The organism is Paraburkholderia phenoliruptrix, assembly GCF_019511605.1.
In the GTDB taxonomy this organism is placed as follows: domain Bacteria; phylum Pseudomonadota; class Gammaproteobacteria; order Burkholderiales; family Burkholderiaceae; genus Paraburkholderia; species Paraburkholderia phenoliruptrix_A.
Map to the genome: position 1 here is coordinate 272501 of NZ_JAEUAV010000005.1, position 17353 is coordinate 289853.

At 62.4% G+C, this 17353-nt stretch carries 21 protein-coding genes, 2 tRNA genes and 1 pseudogene; 6 read left to right on the plus strand and 18 right to left on the minus strand.

Annotated features, from left to right (window positions below; all coding sequences use genetic code 11):
* Positions 1-76 precede the first annotated feature (76 nt).
* Positions 77-152 (minus strand) — tRNA-His (locus tag JNB89_RS10335).
* A gap of 121 nt (positions 153-273) precedes the next feature.
* A complete protein-coding gene (dusA, locus tag JNB89_RS10340) occupies positions 274-1275 on the minus strand; it encodes a tRNA dihydrouridine(20/20a) synthase DusA (RefSeq protein WP_220362101.1) in 1002 nt (333 codons plus the stop codon).
* A 340-nt stretch (positions 1276-1615) separates the two neighbouring features.
* Here dusA and JNB89_RS10345 point away from each other — a divergent pair, with 340 nt between their 5' ends.
* Positions 1616-1882, plus strand: a complete 267-nt coding sequence (locus JNB89_RS10345) for a hypothetical protein (RefSeq protein WP_013339056.1) — start codon at positions 1616-1618, stop codon at positions 1880-1882.
* A 161-nt stretch (positions 1883-2043) separates the two neighbouring features.
* Here JNB89_RS10345 and JNB89_RS10350 read toward each other — a convergent pair whose 3' ends face one another.
* Positions 2044-2286: a DUF6566 family protein gene (locus JNB89_RS10350; protein ID WP_013339055.1), complete on the minus strand. Its 243-nt coding sequence runs from the start codon at positions 2284-2286 to the stop codon at positions 2044-2046.
* Between the two features lie 168 nt (positions 2287-2454).
* On the minus strand, positions 2455-2652 hold the full coding sequence (locus tag JNB89_RS10355; protein ID WP_013339054.1) for a hypothetical protein: 198 nt from the start codon (positions 2650-2652) through the stop codon (positions 2455-2457).
* Positions 2653-2832: 180 nt separating this feature from the next.
* Between JNB89_RS10355 and JNB89_RS10360 the strand changes: the two genes are divergently transcribed.
* Entirely contained in the window at positions 2833-3135 is a 303-nt protein-coding gene (locus JNB89_RS10360; RefSeq protein WP_220362102.1) for a hypothetical protein, read from the plus strand.
* An 8-nt stretch (positions 3136-3143) separates the two neighbouring features.
* Here the strand turns inward: JNB89_RS10360 and JNB89_RS10365 are convergent, their stop codons facing one another.
* From JNB89_RS10365 to ssuD, 4 genes are read right to left on the minus strand one after another with little or no spacing between them, the layout of a single operon-like run.
* Positions 3144-3359 (minus strand): TOBE domain-containing protein, encoded by a 216-nt coding sequence (locus tag JNB89_RS10365; protein WP_013339052.1) that lies wholly within the window; start codon positions 3357-3359, stop codon positions 3144-3146.
* Between the two features lie 47 nt (positions 3360-3406).
* Positions 3407-4486, minus strand: a complete 1080-nt coding sequence (locus JNB89_RS10370; protein ID WP_220362103.1) for an ATP-binding cassette domain-containing protein — start codon at positions 4484-4486, stop codon at positions 3407-3409.
* Positions 4483-5349, minus strand: a complete 867-nt coding sequence (ssuC, locus tag JNB89_RS10375) for an aliphatic sulfonate ABC transporter permease SsuC (RefSeq protein ID WP_220362104.1) — start codon at positions 5347-5349, stop codon at positions 4483-4485. Before ssuC ends, JNB89_RS10370 begins: the two co-directional genes overlap by 4 nt.
* 51 nt (positions 5350-5400) lie before the next feature.
* Positions 5401-6561: an FMNH2-dependent alkanesulfonate monooxygenase gene (ssuD, locus tag JNB89_RS10380; RefSeq protein ID WP_220362105.1), complete on the minus strand. Its 1161-nt coding sequence runs from the start codon at positions 6559-6561 to the stop codon at positions 5401-5403.
* Positions 6562-7022: 461 nt separating this feature from the next.
* On the opposite strand from ssuD, the gene JNB89_RS10385 reads away from it, so the two are divergent.
* Positions 7023-7448 carry a hypothetical protein gene (locus JNB89_RS10385; RefSeq protein WP_013339048.1) on the plus strand — a complete coding sequence of 142 codons (426 nt, stop codon included), beginning with the start codon at positions 7023-7025 and terminating at the stop codon, positions 7446-7448.
* 122 nt (positions 7449-7570) lie between these two features.
* Here JNB89_RS10385 and JNB89_RS10390 read toward each other — a convergent pair whose 3' ends face one another.
* From JNB89_RS10390 to JNB89_RS10400, 3 genes are all read right to left on the minus strand, one after another.
* The gene (locus tag JNB89_RS10390; protein WP_220362119.1) at positions 7571-8701 is read right to left on the minus strand and encodes an enoyl-CoA hydratase/isomerase family protein; all 1131 of its coding nucleotides are present in this window, start codon (positions 8699-8701) and stop codon (positions 7571-7573) included.
* A gap of 130 nt (positions 8702-8831) precedes the next feature.
* Complete coding sequence (locus JNB89_RS10395; protein WP_041727993.1) at positions 8832-9116, minus strand: DUF1488 domain-containing protein; 285 nt, start codon at positions 9114-9116, stop codon at positions 8832-8834.
* Between the two features lie 361 nt (positions 9117-9477).
* On the minus strand, positions 9478-9744 hold the full coding sequence (locus tag JNB89_RS10400; protein ID WP_220362106.1) for a hypothetical protein: 267 nt from the start codon (positions 9742-9744) through the stop codon (positions 9478-9480).
* A gap of 214 nt (positions 9745-9958) precedes the next feature.
* On the opposite strand from JNB89_RS10400, the gene JNB89_RS10405 reads away from it, so the two are divergent.
* Positions 9959-10150: a hypothetical protein gene (locus JNB89_RS10405; RefSeq protein ID WP_013339044.1), complete on the plus strand. Its 192-nt coding sequence runs from the start codon at positions 9959-9961 to the stop codon at positions 10148-10150.
* A gap of 45 nt (positions 10151-10195) precedes the next feature.
* Complete coding sequence (locus JNB89_RS10410) at positions 10196-10648, plus strand: hypothetical protein (protein WP_220362107.1); 453 nt, start codon at positions 10196-10198, stop codon at positions 10646-10648.
* Between the two features lie 80 nt (positions 10649-10728).
* Here JNB89_RS10410 and JNB89_RS10415 read toward each other — a convergent pair whose 3' ends face one another.
* Positions 10729-11067: a DMT family transporter gene (locus JNB89_RS10415; protein ID WP_013339042.1), complete on the minus strand. Its 339-nt coding sequence runs from the start codon at positions 11065-11067 to the stop codon at positions 10729-10731.
* A 4-nt stretch (positions 11068-11071) separates the two neighbouring features.
* The gene (locus JNB89_RS10420; RefSeq protein WP_013339041.1) at positions 11072-11569 is read right to left on the minus strand and encodes a heme-degrading domain-containing protein; all 498 of its coding nucleotides are present in this window, start codon (positions 11567-11569) and stop codon (positions 11072-11074) included.
* 333 nt (positions 11570-11902) lie between these two features.
* Here JNB89_RS10420 and JNB89_RS10425 point away from each other — a divergent pair.
* Positions 11903-11979 (plus strand) — tRNA-Met (locus JNB89_RS10425).
* 589 nt (positions 11980-12568) lie between these two features.
* On the opposite strand, the gene JNB89_RS10430 is transcribed toward JNB89_RS10425, so the two are convergent.
* The 5 genes and pseudogenes from JNB89_RS10430 to JNB89_RS10450 all read right to left on the minus strand — a co-directional run.
* On the minus strand, positions 12569-14323 hold the full coding sequence (locus JNB89_RS10430) for a ShlB/FhaC/HecB family hemolysin secretion/activation protein (RefSeq protein WP_220362108.1): 1755 nt from the start codon (positions 14321-14323) through the stop codon (positions 12569-12571).
* A gap of 225 nt (positions 14324-14548) precedes the next feature.
* Positions 14549-15086 (minus strand): annotated as a pseudogene (locus tag JNB89_RS10435) (hemagglutinin repeat-containing protein); the annotation flags it as partial.
* Between the two features lie 576 nt (positions 15087-15662).
* Positions 15663-15869 carry a hypothetical protein gene (locus JNB89_RS10440; protein ID WP_220362109.1) on the minus strand — a complete coding sequence of 69 codons (207 nt, stop codon included), beginning with the start codon at positions 15867-15869 and terminating at the stop codon, positions 15663-15665.
* Between the two features lie 150 nt (positions 15870-16019).
* Positions 16020-16385: a hypothetical protein gene (locus tag JNB89_RS10445; protein WP_220362110.1), complete on the minus strand. Its 366-nt coding sequence runs from the start codon at positions 16383-16385 to the stop codon at positions 16020-16022.
* Between the two features lie 212 nt (positions 16386-16597).
* A partial coding sequence (locus JNB89_RS10450; protein WP_220362111.1) for a polymorphic toxin type 22 domain-containing protein occupies positions 16598-17353 on the minus strand: 756 nt, incomplete at its 5' end.

Sequence of the window (17353 nt, forward strand, 5' to 3'; positions counted from 1 at the left end):
GGGAAGCACAAACAAAAACGGCACTGTGTTTTTCACAGTGCCGTCGTTTAAGACTTTGATTTACCGCTGAATTCTTTGGGGTGGCTGATGGGGCTCGAACCCACGACAACAGGAATCACAATCCTGGACTCTACCAACTGAGCTACAGCCACCACTGATATCTGCTTTGACTCGCCGAAAACTGCTCAAATAACTGCGCAAAACAGCTTGAAAACCCGGCGTGCCAACGAAGAAACGAGATTATACGAACACGAACGCCGTTTGCCTAGTCCTTTATTCAAAAATCTCGGCCGGCTCACGCAGATGTTGTCGCGCCTCGTCGAAGATCGCGAGGTCGCGAGCAGCGAGACGTTTGCTGTCGGACAGCACACGCCGCCAGCCGCGCGCACCGGCTTCGCCGCGATAAAGGCCAAGCGCGTGACGCGTGATCGAGCCGAGATACGTGCCGCGCGCCATCTCCACGCCACAGTATTCGATCAGCTTCGCTTCCACCTGCTCGCGCGTGAGGGGCGCCTCGGCCGAACCGTAGAAGCGCGCGTCGACATCGGCGAGCAGATACGGGTTGTGATAAGCCTCACGGCCGAGCATCACGCCATCCACATGCTGCAGATGCGCCTCTACTTCGTCGAGCGTCTTGATGCCGCCGTTGATGATGATCTCCAGTTGCGGAAAGTCGCGCTTCAACCGGTACGCGTAGTCGTACTTGAGCGGCGGAATCTCGCGATTCTCTTTCGGGCTCAAGCCTTTGAGAATCGCATTGCGCGCATGCACGATGAAGACCTCGCAGCCGGCCTCTGCAATGGTGCCGACGAAGTCGCGCACGAAGCTGTACTCCTCGACCGCATCCACGCCGATCCGGTGCTTGACCGTTACCGGCACGCCAACGGCGTCGCGCATCGCCTTCACGCAATCGGCAACGAGTTGCGGCTCGTTCATCAGACATGCACCGAACGCGCCGCGCTGCACGCGCTCCGACGGGCAGCCGCAATTCAGATTGATTTCGTCGTAACCCCACTGCTCGCCAAGCTTCGCCGAGCGCGCGAGATCGTCTGGCTCGCTGCCGCCGAGTTGTAGCGCGACGGGCGCCTCGTCCGGCGTGAACGCGAGGTGACGCGGCACGTCGCCGTGCAGCAGCGCACCGGTCGTCACCATTTCCGTGTAAAGCCACGTATGGCGCGAAATCATGCGATGGAGCGAGCGGCAATGGCGATCGGTCCAGTCCATCATGGGTGCGACGCTGACGCGCCGCGGACTGGCAGGCAGAGGTGCAGACATGGGTGGCCAAACGGCTTGAATCGAAACCGCGATTTTACCGCAATGCCGGATCCGGCTCAGCCCGAGCGTTGCCCCCGCTGATCTGCCTGTGCGGACCGACGATCCCCTGCGCCGATCAGGGCTATAAAGCGGCTTGCGCCGCACAAAAGCAGGGTCGAACCACTCCAAACCCGCGCCAGACAAGGCCTAGACCCATTATTTCAGGAACGAGAACAGTAATTTCAGATTATCGGTACAAATTTTCAATAGTAGGGGTATACACTGCCTTCCATCGACGTTGCAGACACACCCACCGGTCTCTGCAACGCCACCCTGAAAATCGAATATCTGGAGGTACATCATGAAGACCAAGTTTATCGCCGCCCTGCTCGTCGCAGTTTCCGCTTCCGTCGCCGCACCGGCTTTTGCAAGCGGCTATGGCCCGGCACCGTTCTATCGCCCGTCCGTCGGCGCACCGGCTTCGCAACAAGGCCAGAACGCGCAAACCGTCGCGGCTGAGCGTGCTAACGCCGAAGCCAACGCTTACGGCGGCGTGAACAACGTGTCGTCGCAATCGGGCACCCGCGAGCCGGTTTCCGGTCCGCAATCGGTGTTCTTCGGCCACTAAGCATTCGCCGTCGACCATGCTGCCCGCCAGGGCAGCATGCGAACTGGGCGCCTAACCGGATTCCGGTGCGGCGCCCAGTTTCGTTTACCTGCGTCGTTAGTGCGTCGTTAGTCAGTCGTTAGCGGCGGCGGACAACGGCAGCCGAGGCGCGCGCTGCGCCCTTACATGGCAAGACCGGCATCGATCACCTCGCGCGCGGCGCGAAAGCCGGCCTCGGCGGCAGCATGCTCGGTCGGCCAAAGACTGTCGATGTGCACGAGCCGCCAGTCGACCACCACCGCGTTCTCGCGCAGTACCCGGAAATGCGCCTTGACGCCGGTAAGCACCTGCTCGACCGCGACCTCGATGTCGTAGTCCAGATAGCGCTCCTGGTAGTCGCCCATGTCGAGGCCCTTCGGCTCCATTTTCCCCTCCTTGCTTTGGCCGACTCGCGGCTCGCGATGCAACCTGCCCCGCGCAAACGCCGCCCGCCGCGCCAGCTTTGGCTTTGCGCGTGACGGCTCGGCCGCCGACCGGCTACCTGTTTCCTGCGCGTCGCAACCGGACATCGCGTGAGACGCCCTGCGGCGGGTTCAGTCGCAATCGCCTGAAAGGTATTGCCTGCCGCTGCAGGTGATTTCGACCTCGTCGCCATTCGCTTCGGCGACGAGGCCGCAGGCCAGCAGTTGCGCGGTCACGGACTGCGGAAACTTCGGCGCCGGCTGCCCGACACCTACATCGTTCAGGCGCCGCAACGCTTCTATCGCTTCGGGACTCAGTGACTTGGACATGATGGTCTCCGCTCTGCGTCGATGACAAATTCATCCTAGCAAGTTTCGACAGCGGATGTGGTCGCGGCGGCGGATCGTCACGCGCGAATGGCTTACGCGTGAATTTTCGCGCAAGCAGCGGGTCTACCGGGAAGCCTCATGCAACCCGCGCGAACGCGGGGCACGCAAAAGGAGAACGAGATGAAGCGAAGCACTATGGCTGCGCTGGGCGCAGCCGCGGCGCTGCTGGCGGCAGGCGCAAGCGGAACGGCGGCATGGGCCGGAACGGACATGGCCGCGCCGAAGCACACGACGCAAGCCGTGCTAGCCGCGCAGGCCGCGCAACCCGCGGACGCTGCGTCGTCAATGGTCAAGCCGCCGGAGTCGGCCTCCAGTGCGACCGGCGCGAGCAATCCGGACAACATGCCGATCAAGCGTCCGCGCAAACCGACAAACGACAAAATGATGCATGAGCCGCCCGCGAGCGGCGCGAACGCAAAGTAGCGCAGCGCTTACAGGCGCGCGATCGAAACCTCCGTGGACTTGACGAGCGCCACGACTTCGGAGCCCACCTGCAGCTCGAGTTCGTCAATGGAGCGTGTGGTGATGACCGAGGTCACGATGCCGAACGCGGTGTCGACATCCACTTCGGACACGACGGGTCCGCGGATGATTTCCTTGACCTTGCCTTTGAACTGATTGCGTACGTTGATGGCGGAAATGCTCATTGCGAGTGGCTCCAGAAAAGCGATTGAGTTGAGTCAGTCAAGGAATGTCAGACGGCCCAGCGGACCTCCGTGGGCCGCCTGAATGGGCCGCTGCCGGCTGCGTCGCGCGTGGTGCGTGCGTCTTGCGCGCCGTGAGACTCGTGCGACCATGGGTCGTCGTTCGGCGCATTCTTCAGCACGCGCCGCAGCACATGCTCTTCGAGCGCGGCGAAGCCCGCCGACGCACGTGCTCGCGGACGCTCGAGCGGTACCGGCTGATCGAGCGCGATGCGCCCTTCTTCGATCAGCAGAATGCGATCGCCCAGCGCCACGGCTTCGTGCACGTCGTGTGTGACGAGCAATGCGGTGAACCGGTGCTCGCGCCACAGGCGCTCGATCAGCGTGTGCATTTCGATGCGTGTCAACGCGTCGAGCGCGCCGAGCGGCTCGTCGAGCAACAGCAACTGCGGACGATGCACGAGCGCCCGCGCCAACGCCACCCGCTGACGCTGCCCGCCGGAAAGCCGGGCGGGCCAGTCGTTGGCGCGCTCCAGCAGACCGACTTCGGCGAGCACCGCGCGGGCGTCGTCGCGAGCGCTGCGCGGCAGGCCGAGCATGACGTTCTGCAGCACGGTCTTCCACGGCAGCAGCCGCGCGTCCTGGAACATGATTCGCGTATCGAGCGGCCGGCCGTCTTCGGCGCGCTTCTCGAGCACGCCCGTCGTGGCCTGCTCGAGTCCGGCGACGAGCCGCAGCAACGTCGACTTCCCGCAACCGCTGCGGCCGACGATCGCGACGAAACTGCCGCGCTCGATGGACAGATCGAAGTCCGTCAGAACCTTGCGTTCGCCATACTGCTTGCCGACGCTGCGCAACTTCACTGAGTAGTCGGCTGAGTCGGCTGACCTGCGTGCGCCGTGTCCGCCTCCAGCGCCACTCCTTACCTCCTCCGTGCCATTGCGCGCCGCCGCGCCCACCGCCTCTGTGCCCCGCCGCTCGACCCGCACCCGCCTCAGCGTGCCATCGCGCTCCTCAACATCCGCGGCCAGATCCGCATCGCGATCCACGACGCGCGCCTGCGCCAGTTCCACCTCAAGATCGCTGCCCGCGATGCCGCCGAACGACGCCGAGAGTGTCGTTGCGCTCATGCGTTACCTCCACGTTGATAGGCCGGGTGCCAGCGCAGCGACACGCGCTCCAGACTCTTTGCCAGCACGTCGGCGATCTTGCCGAGCGCGGCGTAAAGCAGAATGCCGACCACCACGACATCGGTTTGCAGGAACTCGCGCGCGTTCATCGTCATGTAGCCGATGCCCGATTGCGCCGAAATGGTCTCGGCGACGATCAGCGTCACCCACATCAAGCCCAGCGCAAAGCGCACGCCGACCAGAATGGACGGCAACGCGCCCGGCAGAATCACATGGCGGTACAGCGCGAAACCCTTCACGCCGTAGCTGCGCGCCATCTCGATCAGGTTCGGATCGACCGAACGGATGCCGTGGAAGGTGTTCACGTAAAGCGGGAAAAACACACCGAGCGCGACGAGGAACACCTTGGCCTGCTCCTCGATGCCGAACCACAAGATGACCAGCGGGATCATCGCGAGCGCGGGAATATTGCGGATCATCTGCACGGTCGAATCGAGCGCGATCTCTGCCGGTTTGAAGAGCCCGGTCGCGAGCCCGAGCACGAGCCCCATGCCGCCGCCTATCGCAAAACCGGACACGGCGCGCCATGTGCTGACCTTCACGTCCGCCCACATTTCGCCGGACTGGATCAGCGACCACGCCGCCTTCACGACAGCAAGCGGTTCGGGCAACACGCGGGTGGAAAGCACGCCGCTGCGCGCGGCGGCTTCCCAGGCGAGCAGGACCAGAAGCGGCGCGACCCAAGGCGCCAGCGAGGCGCCGATCCGCCGCAACGAGCCGAACGCCGACGCGCGCACGCAGCCGAACGCCGCGCTGTCGCGCACCACTTCGTCGCGCTGCGCACTCACGGTGGATTGAGCCATGATGACTTTCCTGATTGAGTATCGAAGGTGCCGGAACCAGACGGACTGCGCTCAGCTCGCGCTTGCAGCCTTCGGCAGATAGTGATTGCCGACGATCTCGCCGAACGGTCCGGACAGCGGCCCTTCCGAAACCTTGCTCCGGCGATTCGGCAGCAACGGGAACACGAGTTCCGCGAACCGATACGACTCTTCCAGATGCGGATAGCCGGACAGAATGAACGTCTCGATCCCGAGCTCGGCATATTCCTTCATGCGCGCCGCCACTTGCTCAGGATTACCGACGAGTGCGGTACCCGCACCGCCGCGCACGAGGCCGACGCCCGCCCACAGGTTCGGATAGACCTCCAGTTCGGCGCGGCTCCCGCGCCTGCCGCCGTGCAGCGCGGCCATACGGCGCTGGCCCTCGGAGTCCATCTTCCCGAACGACGCCTGCGCGCGCGCAATGGTCTCGTCGTCGAGCTTGCTGATCAGCTTGTCGGCGGCGGCCCATGCTTCTTCTTCCGTCTCGCGCACGATCACATGCAGGCGAATGCCGAAGCGCACCGTCCTGCCATGCTCGGCAGCGCGGGCGCGAATGTCGGCGATTTTCTTCGCGACCGCCGTCGGCGGCTCGCCCCATGTGAGATACGTGTCGATATGCTCGCCCGCGATCGCATGCGCGGCCGGCGACGAACCGCCGAACCACAGCGGCGGATGCGGCTTCTGCACAGGCGGATACAACGCCTTGCCGCCCTTCGACTTCAGATGCTTGCCGTCGAAGTCGATTGCGTCGTTGGTATGCGCGGCCGTGAGCAGCTTGCGCCAGATGTGCAGGAAGTCGTCGGTGATTTCGTAGCGCGTGTCGTGGTCGACGAATACGCCGTCGCCTTCGAGCTCGGCCGCGTCGCCGCCCGTCACCACGTTGATCAGCAGGCGCCCGTTCGACAGACGGTCGAACGTCGCGGCCATGCGTGCAGCCTGCCCCGGCGACGAGAGGCCCGGCCGGATCGCGACCAGAAACTTCAGGCGTTTGGTCGCGGCAATCAGACTCGAGGCGACCACCCACGCGTCTTCGCATGAACGGCCGGTGGGCAGCAGCACGCCTTCGTAGCCGAGCGTATCGGCGGCCACCGCGATCTGCTGGAAATAGTCGTAGTCGGCCGCGCGCGCGCCTTGCGACGTACCGAGATAACGGCTGTCGCCGTGAGTCGGAATGAACCAGAACACATTCATTTGCTGCTCCCCGCTTAAGGCAGAACTGGATTGGGTCAGGACAGCGCCCGCCGCGCCTGCCGGCGCGAGGCAGGCGCATTGCAGATGTCGCCGCGCGCTCACGCAGACCGTACGCACACCGTACGCACCGTATGCACACGCCGGCCGCGCGCATCCGGCCGGTCTTCGGTGACGAACCGGCGGCGCATCGCGAAAGGACGGAAGGTTGCGGTGTCGACGCTAAGCGCAACGATGCGACGCACCGTTTGCATGGAGAAACAGTCTATGGACGGGGGTGCGGCTTTTGAACGATTTTTTTGAGCTTAGGTTTTCCACTTGCGTGATTAGCCCGACGCTACAGCATACGAACACGACTCGACAGGCAGCGGAAAAGCCGTTAGCGCTGGATATAATGGCGCACGTTTCCAATCATCCGGTGCAGGCATTGCAAGTCACGCGCCTGTGCCCTGGCGGTGCAATGCATGCAAAAACTCATCCTGCCGTTTGTAGCCGGTTTCCTGGCATCGCTGTTCTTTCATGATTCCACGCTCGCGTTGCTGCATGCAGCGGGCGTCGTCGAGCAAAGCGGTTTTTCCACTGCCCCGTTCCTGCCGCTCGGTCTGCCCGAGTTCATTGCCAATGCGATCTGGAGTGCGTTCTGGGCCGTGCTGATGGCATGGCTGCTGCGCGTCGCGCCGGAGCGGCGCGCGCCGTGGCTGCCGGCTTTCGTATTCGGCGGCATTGTGCTCACGGCGGCAAGCGTCTTCGTGGTCGATCCGATTCGCGGCATCTGGCCAAGCGGCAACATGCTGCCGCGCCTTGCGATGGGTTTTGCGGCGAACGCCATGTGGGGTTGGGGCGCGCTCGTCTTCATGCGCGCCTTCATGGCGAACGAAGACGGGGATTGAACCCGGGCAACGCCGCCCCGGCGAGCGGCCAAGTGCAGGGCCAACTGCCGGACCAATTGCCGGGCAAACTGCAGAGCTGATTGCCTGGCTAACTGCGGCCGGCTGCGCGGCCAACTGCGTGGCTAATTGCCCAAGTCGAGCAGCGGATGCTCGCTCGCCAGCCACGGGCTTTCGAACATCTTCGCCACGTCGGCGGCACTCACGTCTTCAATGCGCGCAAAACGCCAGCGCGGCGCGTTGTCCTTATCGACGATACGCGCGCGGATGCCTTCCACCGCGTCGCCGTGCAAAAAGCTGGAACGCGTGAGATCCAGATCGCCGCGCAGCACGTCCGCCATCGAGCCTTCCGCGCGCGTCACCACCTCGAGCGATACCGCCATCGAAAGCGGCGAGCGCTCGCGCAACACGGCGATTGTCTGCTCGGCCCAGTCGGCGGCGTCCCGGTCGCACTTCTGCGCGAGCGAAGCGAGAATGCGCGGCACGTCCGGCAGTGCGAAATGCCGGTCGATCAGCGCTCGCGCACGAGCGAGCGGCGCTTCGCCGGGCGGCGGTGCGACCTGATACGCACGGCATTCGCGCTCGACGCATGCGACCACGTCCGCGCCGCGCTCGAACAGTTCGCAGCGCAGCGTGTCGATAAGCGCCGGCAACGCGGCATCTTCGATGTAGAGGTCGGCGAGACCGGCGTATAGCGCGTCGGCCGCGCCGATCGTTTCGCCCGTCACCGCCAGATAACGGCCGATCGCGCCCGGCGTGCGCGCGAGGAACCAGCTTGCGCCGACATCGGGAAAGAGCCCGATGCGCGTTTCAGGCATGGCCATTTTCGTGGACTGCGTGACCACCCGCAGCCCGCCGGTGCGATGCGCGCCCAGCGAAATGCCCATGCCGCCGCCCATCACCACGCCGTTCATCAACGCGATGTACGGCTTGGGATACGTGAAAATTGCATGATTGAGGCGGTATTCCTCGATGAAAAACTCATCGCGAGCCTGCTGGTCGCCGCGCCGCGCCGACTCGTACAGGAAACGGATGTCGCCGCCCGCGCAGAACGCCCGCGGATGCTGGCTGCGCACCACGACCGCGAGCACGTCCGGGTTGGCGGACCACGCGTCGAGCGCGGCGTGCATTGCGCGGATCATGCCGATGGACAGCGCGTTGAGCGCCTGCGGTCTTTCGAGCTCGATAAAGCCAATTCGGTTGGCTACGTAGGTCGCGACTTCGTCGCTGGCTGCGGGCGAGGCGGAAAGGGACATGGAAAACGACGCGCGGCGGCGCAGAGTCATGGGAACCACAACGTTATCACGTGCCTCGTGCGTGGGCGTGTTTCTCCGACGCAGCCAACGGCCGCCGGCCCCATGCAAGGCGCCGCGCGCTCTGTTGAGCTCAGCCCGCGGCGTTTCCCGGCGGGAAGTGACCGCTTTTCAGCAGCACAGGCGTGCCGTTGCTGATCTGCAGATGTTCGCGCGCGACCGCCTCGATGCGCGGACGTCCTGCGTCGAACGCTCGCATCCACGCTTCTTTGTCTTCCGAACTGGCGCCGAAGTGGTCTTCGAGCGCCTCGACGGAGATCGCGCAGGGAACGGGCTCGCCGTCCACTAACGCCGAAAAGACAACGGTCAGATTGGAGTCGCGGTAGGCTGGCGCGCCCGCGGGAAACCTGATTTCCATAGCCGCCTCATCAGAAGTATCCGGTATAGAACCGGAGCCACGCAAAACCGGCTGGCCCCGGACGACCCGAATATGGTACTCGCGGGGCCGGACCGCGGTCCACCCCGCCGCCGCGGCGCCCGGGGCGTCGGGATCGTTGGAATGGGCCAGAGGTTGCGGCTGTCCTTGCGCTTGCCCGCCTCTGCCCTTGCGCTTGCGTGCCTCTGCGCTTGCATCGCCTTGCCTTGCTCCTGCCTTGCCCCGGCTTCGGCTCCTCCGGCTGTCCTTACGCCTGCGCTCGCGTCTGCCCATGCGGGGTGCCCCCGCATCTGCTTTTCCGCCTCCGCGCCTGCGTCTACGCCTGCCCGTGCGTCGCGTGCCGTCAAGAGCCGCTCCCCAGCAGCCGGTCGACGTAATCGCGCGCGGCCTGTTCGACAAACGCGAGCGCCTCCTTCTCGTCGCTGAAGCGCTGCTCTGCGCCGAGGTCGAGCAAGGTTTCCATCCGGTGCGGATCGTCGGGGCCAAGCTCGGCGAGACTCACGGAACCGACGTAATTGCCAGGCGCGCCGTGCGTGTCGCTTGCCGGCACGAGGCGCGCCGCGGCGCTGATGTAATAGCCGCGATAAGGGCCGCTGACCCGCTCAGCCATGTTCGTTCTCCTCGTTGCATTAATTCAGTTAAGGCGCGCGGCAAGCCAATTAGTTCTGTGCGTCCGCACTCGACCTGCGCCTGTCGTGCATTCGCCCGGTTTCACCGCGCCGTTCGCCTGCCCCGCACTTCCACGCCCAGCGTCGGTCGAACACATTCGTCCGGCATACTCCGTGCTCAGGCACTGGCGCCGTTTCGAGTCCAGAGAGCGCAATATGGGAAAATATTTTCTGCACGACCACGAACTGCCCGAGCCGGATGCGGCCAACCGATGGTTCGCGTATGCCGAAAGTCACGGCATCGACATTGCCAAAGCCATCAGCATCTGGGAAGACGCGGCCACTGAAAGCGGCACGGAAAGCCGCCGGGCGGTCAGCGCCGCGGGCATCACTATCGAAACACCTTGAGCTTGCGAGCGTCGCAAGCGCCGATCATCAAAGGAAACAGACACGATGCATTTCATGACGCAATTGCTGCGCACCAGCCATGGTCACCGTGGCTTCGCGCGGACGCTGCTGCGCCACACGCCGCCGTCGGCCACGTTGTTGGCCACGTTGTTGGCCAGGTTGTTGGCCACGCCGTCGGCCACCTTATTGGCCAGGTTGCTGGCCGCTTTGCCGGCCGCGCTCCTCGTGGGTGCGGGCGTCGCCGGCTGCGCGTCGTCCAACACCACGTCGTTGATCAATCTGCCGAACGGCCAGACAGGCTTCGCGGTGAACTGCAGCGGAGCCGGCGCCGATTCGAGCTGGGCCTCGTGCTATGTGCAGGCGGGCAAGGCGTGCGGCGCGACGGGCTATGACATCGTGTCGAAAGACAATGACGAAGGCGGCACCGCCGGCGGCAGCGTGACGAACGTCGTATCGGCCAACGTGAAGAATCGCTCGATGATCGTGCGTTGCAAGTAAGCGCCCTTAAAGCGCCGAGCGCGGGTCGCCCCGTGCAGCCGTGACAGCCCGCGCCTCGCGCAACGCACCTCGTGCGCGTTCTAATGCGCCTGCATCTTCGAGAAGACGTTCAGCACGGTGACGCCAGCAATGATCAGCCCGAGGCCGACGACGGCCGGCACGTCGGGCACCTGCCCGTACAGCAGCAGCGCGACCAGCGTGATCAGCACAATGCCGGCGCCCGACCACACTGCGTAGACGATGCCGACCGGAAGAGTGCGCAACGTCAGCGACAGGCAGTAAAAAGCGACGGCATAGCCGAGCACCACCACTGCCGAAGGCACGAGCCGCGAGAAACCGTCCGACGCGCGCATCGCGGAAGTCGCGATGACTTCGGCCACAATCGCAACGCCAAGCAATGCATAAGGCGGCACCCGCATGGGCTCAGGCCTTTGCAAGCGCAAGCTTGCTGTAGTCGTGACCGAGGTGCGCGCACAGGGCTTCCACGACGAACTCATGATCGGCGCGCTGCGGCAGGCCGGACACCGTGATCGAGCCGATCACGCCCGCGCCGGCCACCGTCAATGGAAACGCGCCGCCGTGCGACGCATACTCGGTGGCGGGCAAACCGTGCTTGTCGGCGAGCGTGCTGCCGGACTGCTGCATCTTCAGGCCGATCGCGTAAGAACTGCGCCGGAAATGCGCGACCGTGTTGCCCTTGCGGCGCGCCCAATCGACATTGTCCGGCGTCGCGCCGGCGAGCAGACTGAAGAAGAGAGGCTGACCGAAGGTACGCACGTCGATGGCGGCCGCAATGCCGCGCGCCTTCGCGACCTCATGCAGATAGGCGCCGATTTGCCAGGCGCGGTCGGCATCGAATTGAGGGAACACGAGCGCGTGTTCCTGAGCGGCAATGACCTGCAGATCGTGAGCGATATCCATGAAATTCCGGGGCGAGTGAAAGTGCGGGCGCGTCGTCGTCATGCACCGCCGCCGGCACCTGGCCTGCGGTGGGTTGCGCGCTTCGCGGTGAAGCCGCGCAAAGCGTGCGACAGAGCATGACGGCGCGCCGGGAGACTCCGATTCTAGCGCAGCGAGTTGCGCGGGCCTTGTGCGATGCGACGCGGGCCGCGCCTCAAGCGACCCGCCGCGCCTGAAGCGACGTTTTCGCAAACGGAGTGCCACGCGACGCGCCAACGAGCAGGCGATCGGGCAGATCCTCAGATGACTGTTGCATCGGCGCCTTCCTTGTTCTATAATCTTTTCTTCGACGGACGCGGGGTGGAGCAGTCTGGCAGCTCGTCGGGCTCATAACCCGAAGGTCGTAGGTTCAAATCCTACCCCCGCAACCAATAGCAGCAATGCATGTAGCCGTTTGTCATAGTGCTTGTCCCATTTCGCTGTTAGGGCGTTCTCAGGACAATCGGCGCGGACCTATTCCGACATGCACAAAAAATGAACCCGCCTTGAGCGGGTTTTTTTACGTCTGTCTGTTTTGTTTGAGTGTTTGAGTCACTGCGCGTGTCTGCATCGGTCAGCGCCTGGCGTTTGTAACCTCGTGGGCGTGTTTGGCATCGCTTTTAGCGAGTTTTGACACCCGCGTGTGTACGAGACTTGTGGGCTTTGGTCATTGATGCCGTAAGCCCCTACCGCTTGCGAAGCGTCTCGCATGTCCGTTCAGGCTGCGGGCAGTTGAATTTCCAATCGGACTGTCGCCCTCGCCTATCGTCACGCCGGCGGCGCAGCGTTGAGATCTTGCAAGGCGCGAAACCCGCCGCCGTTCTTGAGCCATACACGCGCTGGGCGCCATTGGACAGTCGTGGCCCTGCTGCTATGAATGGCTGCTCCATGCATTTACGTCATCTCTGCGCGCTCGCCCTGACTGGTAGACGAAACGCCTGCCATACCGCACCGCGCCTTTCCCGTCGAAGGCAACCCGGCCTAAAACGCTGCTGTCATCTGAAACCCAACCGTCCATCGTGCAGTCGGGAAACCTGAAGGCTTGTAGATCGGCGTGCCTGCAAAAAGGTCGTAAGACACACCAACGTATTTCGCCGGCAAGCCGCCGCGAATGCCCATCACCGCACCCGCCAGTTGCGTTCCCGCCAGCGTCGCCGTGTTCGGCCCGAACACGCGTCCGTAGTCGATCCCTGCATACAGCGTCTGTCCTGTCTGGAATACCGGCCATTGCAGTTCGTTGCGCCAGTAGAAGCCGCGTTCGGCCGCGAGCATCGTTTCGCCATCGAATCCGCGGACCGTGTAGCGGCTGCCTATCGTCAGGTCGTCGATGTAGAACAGCGTGTCGTTAGTGAACTGGCCGTGGACCGTCGTCACGTAGCGAAGCGGCTGCGTCCCGATGTTGAACGGGACCGAAAGATTCGCATCCACGACGGCCATGTGAAAGCGATATGTTGGCCCCTCGGCATACGGGTCCGCCGTCGCGCCCAGACCACCGATGCCCTGACGGTAGGCGAGCGTACCGTCAAACTGCGCCGCAACGAGGTAATGCCGGTCGGTCGCCCCCCATTCGAGGAACGTGTTATTGCGCGCCTGCGTCGGTATGGTTGTGTCGTCGATGAAGCTGTCGCCAAAGCGCCTGGATAGCTGCAGATACGCACCGAGTACGTCGTTCTGGCTGCGTGACATAACACGCGCGATGCGCAGCGCCGCGGTCTGCGAATTGCCGCTCGACACGAAGGTCTGGTTCACGCCTGCGATGCTCTGGTAGTAGGTGTTCGTGTTGCCAGACAGCGTCGCAGTCCAGTATCCCCAAGGCACGGAATACGAGCCGTTGAAGCCGTGCGAGCCGAGTGCCTTGTTGCCGAACGACAGGTCCTGATTCGCGCCGACCGAGAGGATATCGTTCAGGCCGAGCGGGTTATTGACGCCGAGGCTGACGTTGCCTTGCCATTTGCCCGTCGGCTTCGTGCCCGAGTTGTCGACAGAAGCGACGAACGTCCAGGGCTTCGCGCGATTAACCGTGAGGACAACGTCACTTTCGCCCGCTACGTCAGTCGGCCGGATTTCCATGTTCACGTCCTGACTGCTGACGCGCTTCATCTGCTCAAGACCCTGTTCGAGATCGCGCAGGTTCAGCAGGTCGCCGTCGCGTGAAGGAAAGGCCGATTTCCATGTACCACGCGTGCCTGGATCGGCAAAGCGCAGCTTGCGCACGACGCCTGGCATGAGCGCGAATTTCAGTTCGGCCGTCGACAGATCCTGTTGAGGCATCAGCACGCGCGTGGTGATGTAGCCTTCACTCAGGATCGCCTGCTGCAATCCTTTCTCAAGCGTATCGAGTCCGGCCTTGCCGACACATTGCCCGCGGTAGTGGTCGAGCCATTCACGTGCAAATGCAAAACGGTCGAGCGGCCGTTCAGATGCGCCCTGACTGCGTACTGCGTCCGGGAGATTCGGCGGCACGTCGAGCGCGAAGGAGTCGATGCGAAAGCACGGTTTCTCTGTCGGCAGTTCGGGCCAGCGTTCCAGGCGAGGGACTTCCGAGCGCACGGCCGGCGCCTGCACGGCTGCGTCGCGTTGCTGCGCGTCGCGCTGCTGCTGGATCTGCTGGTTCTGTTCGGCATTGGCGCGTGCGGCGGCTGCGGTGTCCGCGGGAGTTGGCGCGTTCTGCGCCTGACTCGCAAGTGATACCAGAGCTGTGAGCGGCAGGGCCGCCAGCCCCTTGCGTATTTTCATGCTTTTCAAACTTCTCTCACTACTATTTTCGGGCGGGTGTACTGGATAACTACGAAGATCGAGAAGACCACACCCAGAGACGCGGCTCCAATCAGAATGGACCGCACATCGTCCTGGCCAAAAGGCGCGAGTTTGCCAGAAGACGCATTACCTCCATCTCAATTACATCGGATCACGAAGCAAAGTGGTTAAGCGGGGTTTGACGATGCACGCAGCGGCGGCAATATCGTTCTGGCTCGACATCGGCGCGACGCCGCCCGCATTCTTGCCGGACGTGTTGCCGTGCGTGCTGTAGTCCGCCCCACCATCGCCCGTAATCATGCCGCCGCTGATGCCGCGCGAATGCGGGTTGTAGCTCGACGAGTTCTGGATATCGCTGTAAGTGAGCGTGCCTGTCGAAAGCGTGCTCTTCGAAGCATCTGCCTCACTTGCAATCACTGCTCCCTTCAGGTCTGTGCTTTCCGTGACGACCACGTTGAAGCCACATCATCCGCGTGGATACCAGCCTGTTCATTCACTCCGGCGTAGCTGCCGCTCGCGTTCGCGTTCATGTGGCTAAAGCTGGCGCTGCCTCCGCCCGGCTGATGCTGAAGCCGCCGCCCGTGCTCTCCTGATGCGCGCTGCTGGCCATCGTGTCCTGCACGCTCGCGATATTCAGATTGCCGCCCAAATTGGCGCTCACCTGACGGCCGTTGACATTCGAACCGATGATGTTCGTATCGCCGCCGGAGATGATCTTTGCGGTATTCGCTGCTATCGCATACCCGATCACGGTTCAGCACAACACAGATACTCATCCGCGCCCTTTATGCCGTGAATGCAGATCACCGACTCAATGCTCGAACACGCTGGCTTCCTGCCGGAAATCAGGTCCGGTTCAGTATCGACTACCGGCACGGGCATACCACCATTACCCCGGACTATGACTACCGGGGCGCCGGCAGGTACACGACTGCGCCTTAAACGGAGGCCATGCTACAGCGACGCCGCAAACGCAACTGAACAGCATCCGTAAACAAGAAACCAGGCCGCAGCCGGGTTTGTTGTTTGAACTGTGAGACTCAACGTGCGAGCAGTGCATACGCGACGGCCGTTGATGCCAAGGTTATAAGCACGGCCATAAATATCCAGTGCCTGAGTCGCTCCTTCTTACTCATTTGCTTCCATTGATCGAGTGAAGGGCCGCCACCTGCCGCCATATCTAGCTCCTCATTTACTTTTGCCGCCTGCCGCACGTGCCTTTATCGTTCTTCACTTTCTTCTGCTCATCCTTGCCGCTTGCGCGTCGACGGCCGCTGATTCTATCGTTCCTCCGGATTCTTCAGCGTATCGTCGGCCGCTAGCTGGCTGGGTTTGTTGTTTTTGCGTACATCGATGCGTCTTCGTCCACTATTGCTTTGGGCAGGAACTCGCGGCCACGTTTCACGACCTCACCCCACTGCTCTACAGTCAATGCAACGTTTTTATCATTCGCATAAAACGTAAATGTAAGCTGCTTTTCCTCGGTAACACCTATTTCCATAAAAGGATTACTTTTGCCCTCCATATAGACACAGATTTATCACTTGCACATCTTTAAATGGTTCACTTGCTGCATTCCGCAAATCACTGGTGTTGCCATTGTTTGCAGACGACTGGCCATCAGCGTTCCCACTATTGAGCGTCGCATTACCCGGCCCATATCCCGATACAGCGTCTATTCAATGCTCATAGTGAAGACGTCTCCGGAAACATTCTTGATGTCACCCTGAGAAAGTAGCCCTTTGATAAGCTCAGATGCCACTGCTACCAGGTACTTCATGTGGTCACGCCGCATGCGCGTCCTGTTGTCCATGAAGGTCAACTGCTCCGCGTAGGGATTCACGACATGCACCGGTTTCAGCAGCCGCTGCGCATTGCGATGCAGTTCAATGATGTGCTGCCGGTCCGCTTCGGCCAGCAATCCTTCGAGCGTCTGTTTCATCCGCTGCCGCACGTGTATCTCACGCGTCTGCTCGCGGCTCTCGTTGATCGTCAGCACCAGGCACCGGTTCGAGGTCCAGTTCGGCAGGCTCGTCATCACACCGGATTGAATGACACTACAAACAGCAAACCCAGCTCAAGGCTGGGTTTGCTGTTTGTAGGTGTATAGACTCAGAAGAAGAACTTCTTTACTAAGAGCAAAGCCAAGATACACAGAACAACACCGACGAATACTTTATAAGTCGCCTTCTGTTCCGGAGTCATGCGTTTCCACTCTTCGTCCGTTGGCCCTCGCATCTCGATCCTCCATCATCACTTTTTATCGTTAAGCGGAGTCGAATGACTCCAAGGCACAATACCCGCTGTAATCCCTCCGGGCGAGGTAACACCTAGTTCCACGGCTGTTGAACCTCCATAAGCGTGGGTAACCGCGCCCATCAAATTCACACTACCAAAGGGAATGGAGACATAGAACTGGTTCCCATCCCCATTCATGAATGCATTAGTCGACGACGCATTACTCGCCCCCCAAATCCAACCAAGCGTGGCCGTAGCTCCTGGTGCCCACGATGCGGGTGGGAATGACTGACTAACACTGTATGACGTATAGATAGTACCGTCGTAGAGATTCACCGCACCGCCCACTGCGCCTGACAGGCTACCTGCACCGACAGTTGCGTAATTAGGCTGGAGAGTACCAGCGGCAGCATCTGCATTTGCCCCCTGCGCCTGAATCGCCGCATTCAGCGTTGCATCGCTGCACTGCGCGCCTGCCCCACATACCGTCGACACCAGATCCTTGCCGATACCGAACGGGTTGCCCGTGCCGCCCTTGCCATCACCATTGCCAGTGCTGCGGTTATACAGGTCCGCATTCGATGCCGTGAACGCACCAGCACTACCGCCGACCAGGGCACCACCCGCTCCGGCCAGCACATTCGACACCACATTACCCAGCGTCATCGAACCCGTTGCTTCGCCAATCTGGTCTGCAAGACCGTTCAGCTTACCCGCAAACGCCGAAGCAAATCCCGCCCCCGCCGCGCCCGCTGCCGCACTTCCTATGCC

What these genes read in the sequence shown, in the direction of transcription:
- JNB89_RS10400 (WP_220362106.1), bottom strand. Translation starts at nt 9,744, where the DNA reads ATGGCTGAGCGGGTCAGCGGCCCTTATCGCGGCTATTACATCAGCGCC.
- dusA (WP_220362101.1), bottom strand. Translation starts at nt 1,275, where the DNA reads ATGTCTGCACCTCTGCCTGCCAGTCCGCGGCGCGTCAGCGTCGCACCC.
- JNB89_RS10415 (WP_013339042.1), bottom strand. Translation starts at nt 11,067, where the DNA reads ATGCGGGTGCCGCCTTATGCATTGCTTGGCGTTGCGATTGTGGCCGAA.
- JNB89_RS10395 (WP_041727993.1), bottom strand. Translation starts at nt 9,116, where the DNA reads ATGGAAATCAGGTTTCCCGCGGGCGCGCCAGCCTACCGCGACTCCAAT.
- JNB89_RS10355 (WP_013339054.1), bottom strand. Translation starts at nt 2,652, where the DNA reads ATGTCCAAGTCACTGAGTCCCGAAGCGATAGAAGCGTTGCGGCGCCTG.
- JNB89_RS10370 (WP_220362103.1), bottom strand. Translation starts at nt 4,486, where the DNA reads ATGAGCGCAACGACACTCTCGGCGTCGTTCGGCGGCATCGCGGGCAGC.
- JNB89_RS10410 (WP_220362107.1), top strand. Translation starts at nt 10,196, where the DNA reads ATGCATTTCATGACGCAATTGCTGCGCACCAGCCATGGTCACCGTGGC.
- JNB89_RS10350 (WP_013339055.1), bottom strand. Translation starts at nt 2,286, where the DNA reads ATGGAGCCGAAGGGCCTCGACATGGGCGACTACCAGGAGCGCTATCTG.
- ssuD (WP_220362105.1), bottom strand. Translation starts at nt 6,561, where the DNA reads ATGAATGTGTTCTGGTTCATTCCGACTCACGGCGACAGCCGTTATCTC.
- JNB89_RS10385 (WP_013339048.1), top strand. Translation starts at nt 7,023, where the DNA reads ATGCAAAAACTCATCCTGCCGTTTGTAGCCGGTTTCCTGGCATCGCTG.
- JNB89_RS10345 (WP_013339056.1), top strand. Translation starts at nt 1,616, where the DNA reads ATGAAGACCAAGTTTATCGCCGCCCTGCTCGTCGCAGTTTCCGCTTCC.
- JNB89_RS10420 (WP_013339041.1), bottom strand. Translation starts at nt 11,569, where the DNA reads ATGGATATCGCTCACGATCTGCAGGTCATTGCCGCTCAGGAACACGCG.
- JNB89_RS10360 (WP_220362102.1), top strand. Translation starts at nt 2,833, where the DNA reads ATGAAGCGAAGCACTATGGCTGCGCTGGGCGCAGCCGCGGCGCTGCTG.
- JNB89_RS10390 (WP_220362119.1), bottom strand. Translation starts at nt 8,701, where the DNA reads ATGTCCCTTTCCGCCTCGCCCGCAGCCAGCGACGAAGTCGCGACCTAC.
- ssuC (WP_220362104.1), bottom strand. Translation starts at nt 5,349, where the DNA reads ATGGCTCAATCCACCGTGAGTGCGCAGCGCGACGAAGTGGTGCGCGAC.
- JNB89_RS10405 (WP_013339044.1), top strand. Translation starts at nt 9,959, where the DNA reads ATGGGAAAATATTTTCTGCACGACCACGAACTGCCCGAGCCGGATGCG.
- JNB89_RS10440 (WP_220362109.1), bottom strand. Translation starts at nt 15,869, where the DNA reads ATGGAGGGCAAAAGTAATCCTTTTATGGAAATAGGTGTTACCGAGGAA.
- JNB89_RS10430 (WP_220362108.1), bottom strand. Translation starts at nt 14,323, where the DNA reads ATGAAAATACGCAAGGGGCTGGCGGCCCTGCCGCTCACAGCTCTGGTA.
- JNB89_RS10365 (WP_013339052.1), bottom strand. Translation starts at nt 3,359, where the DNA reads ATGAGCATTTCCGCCATCAACGTACGCAATCAGTTCAAAGGCAAGGTC.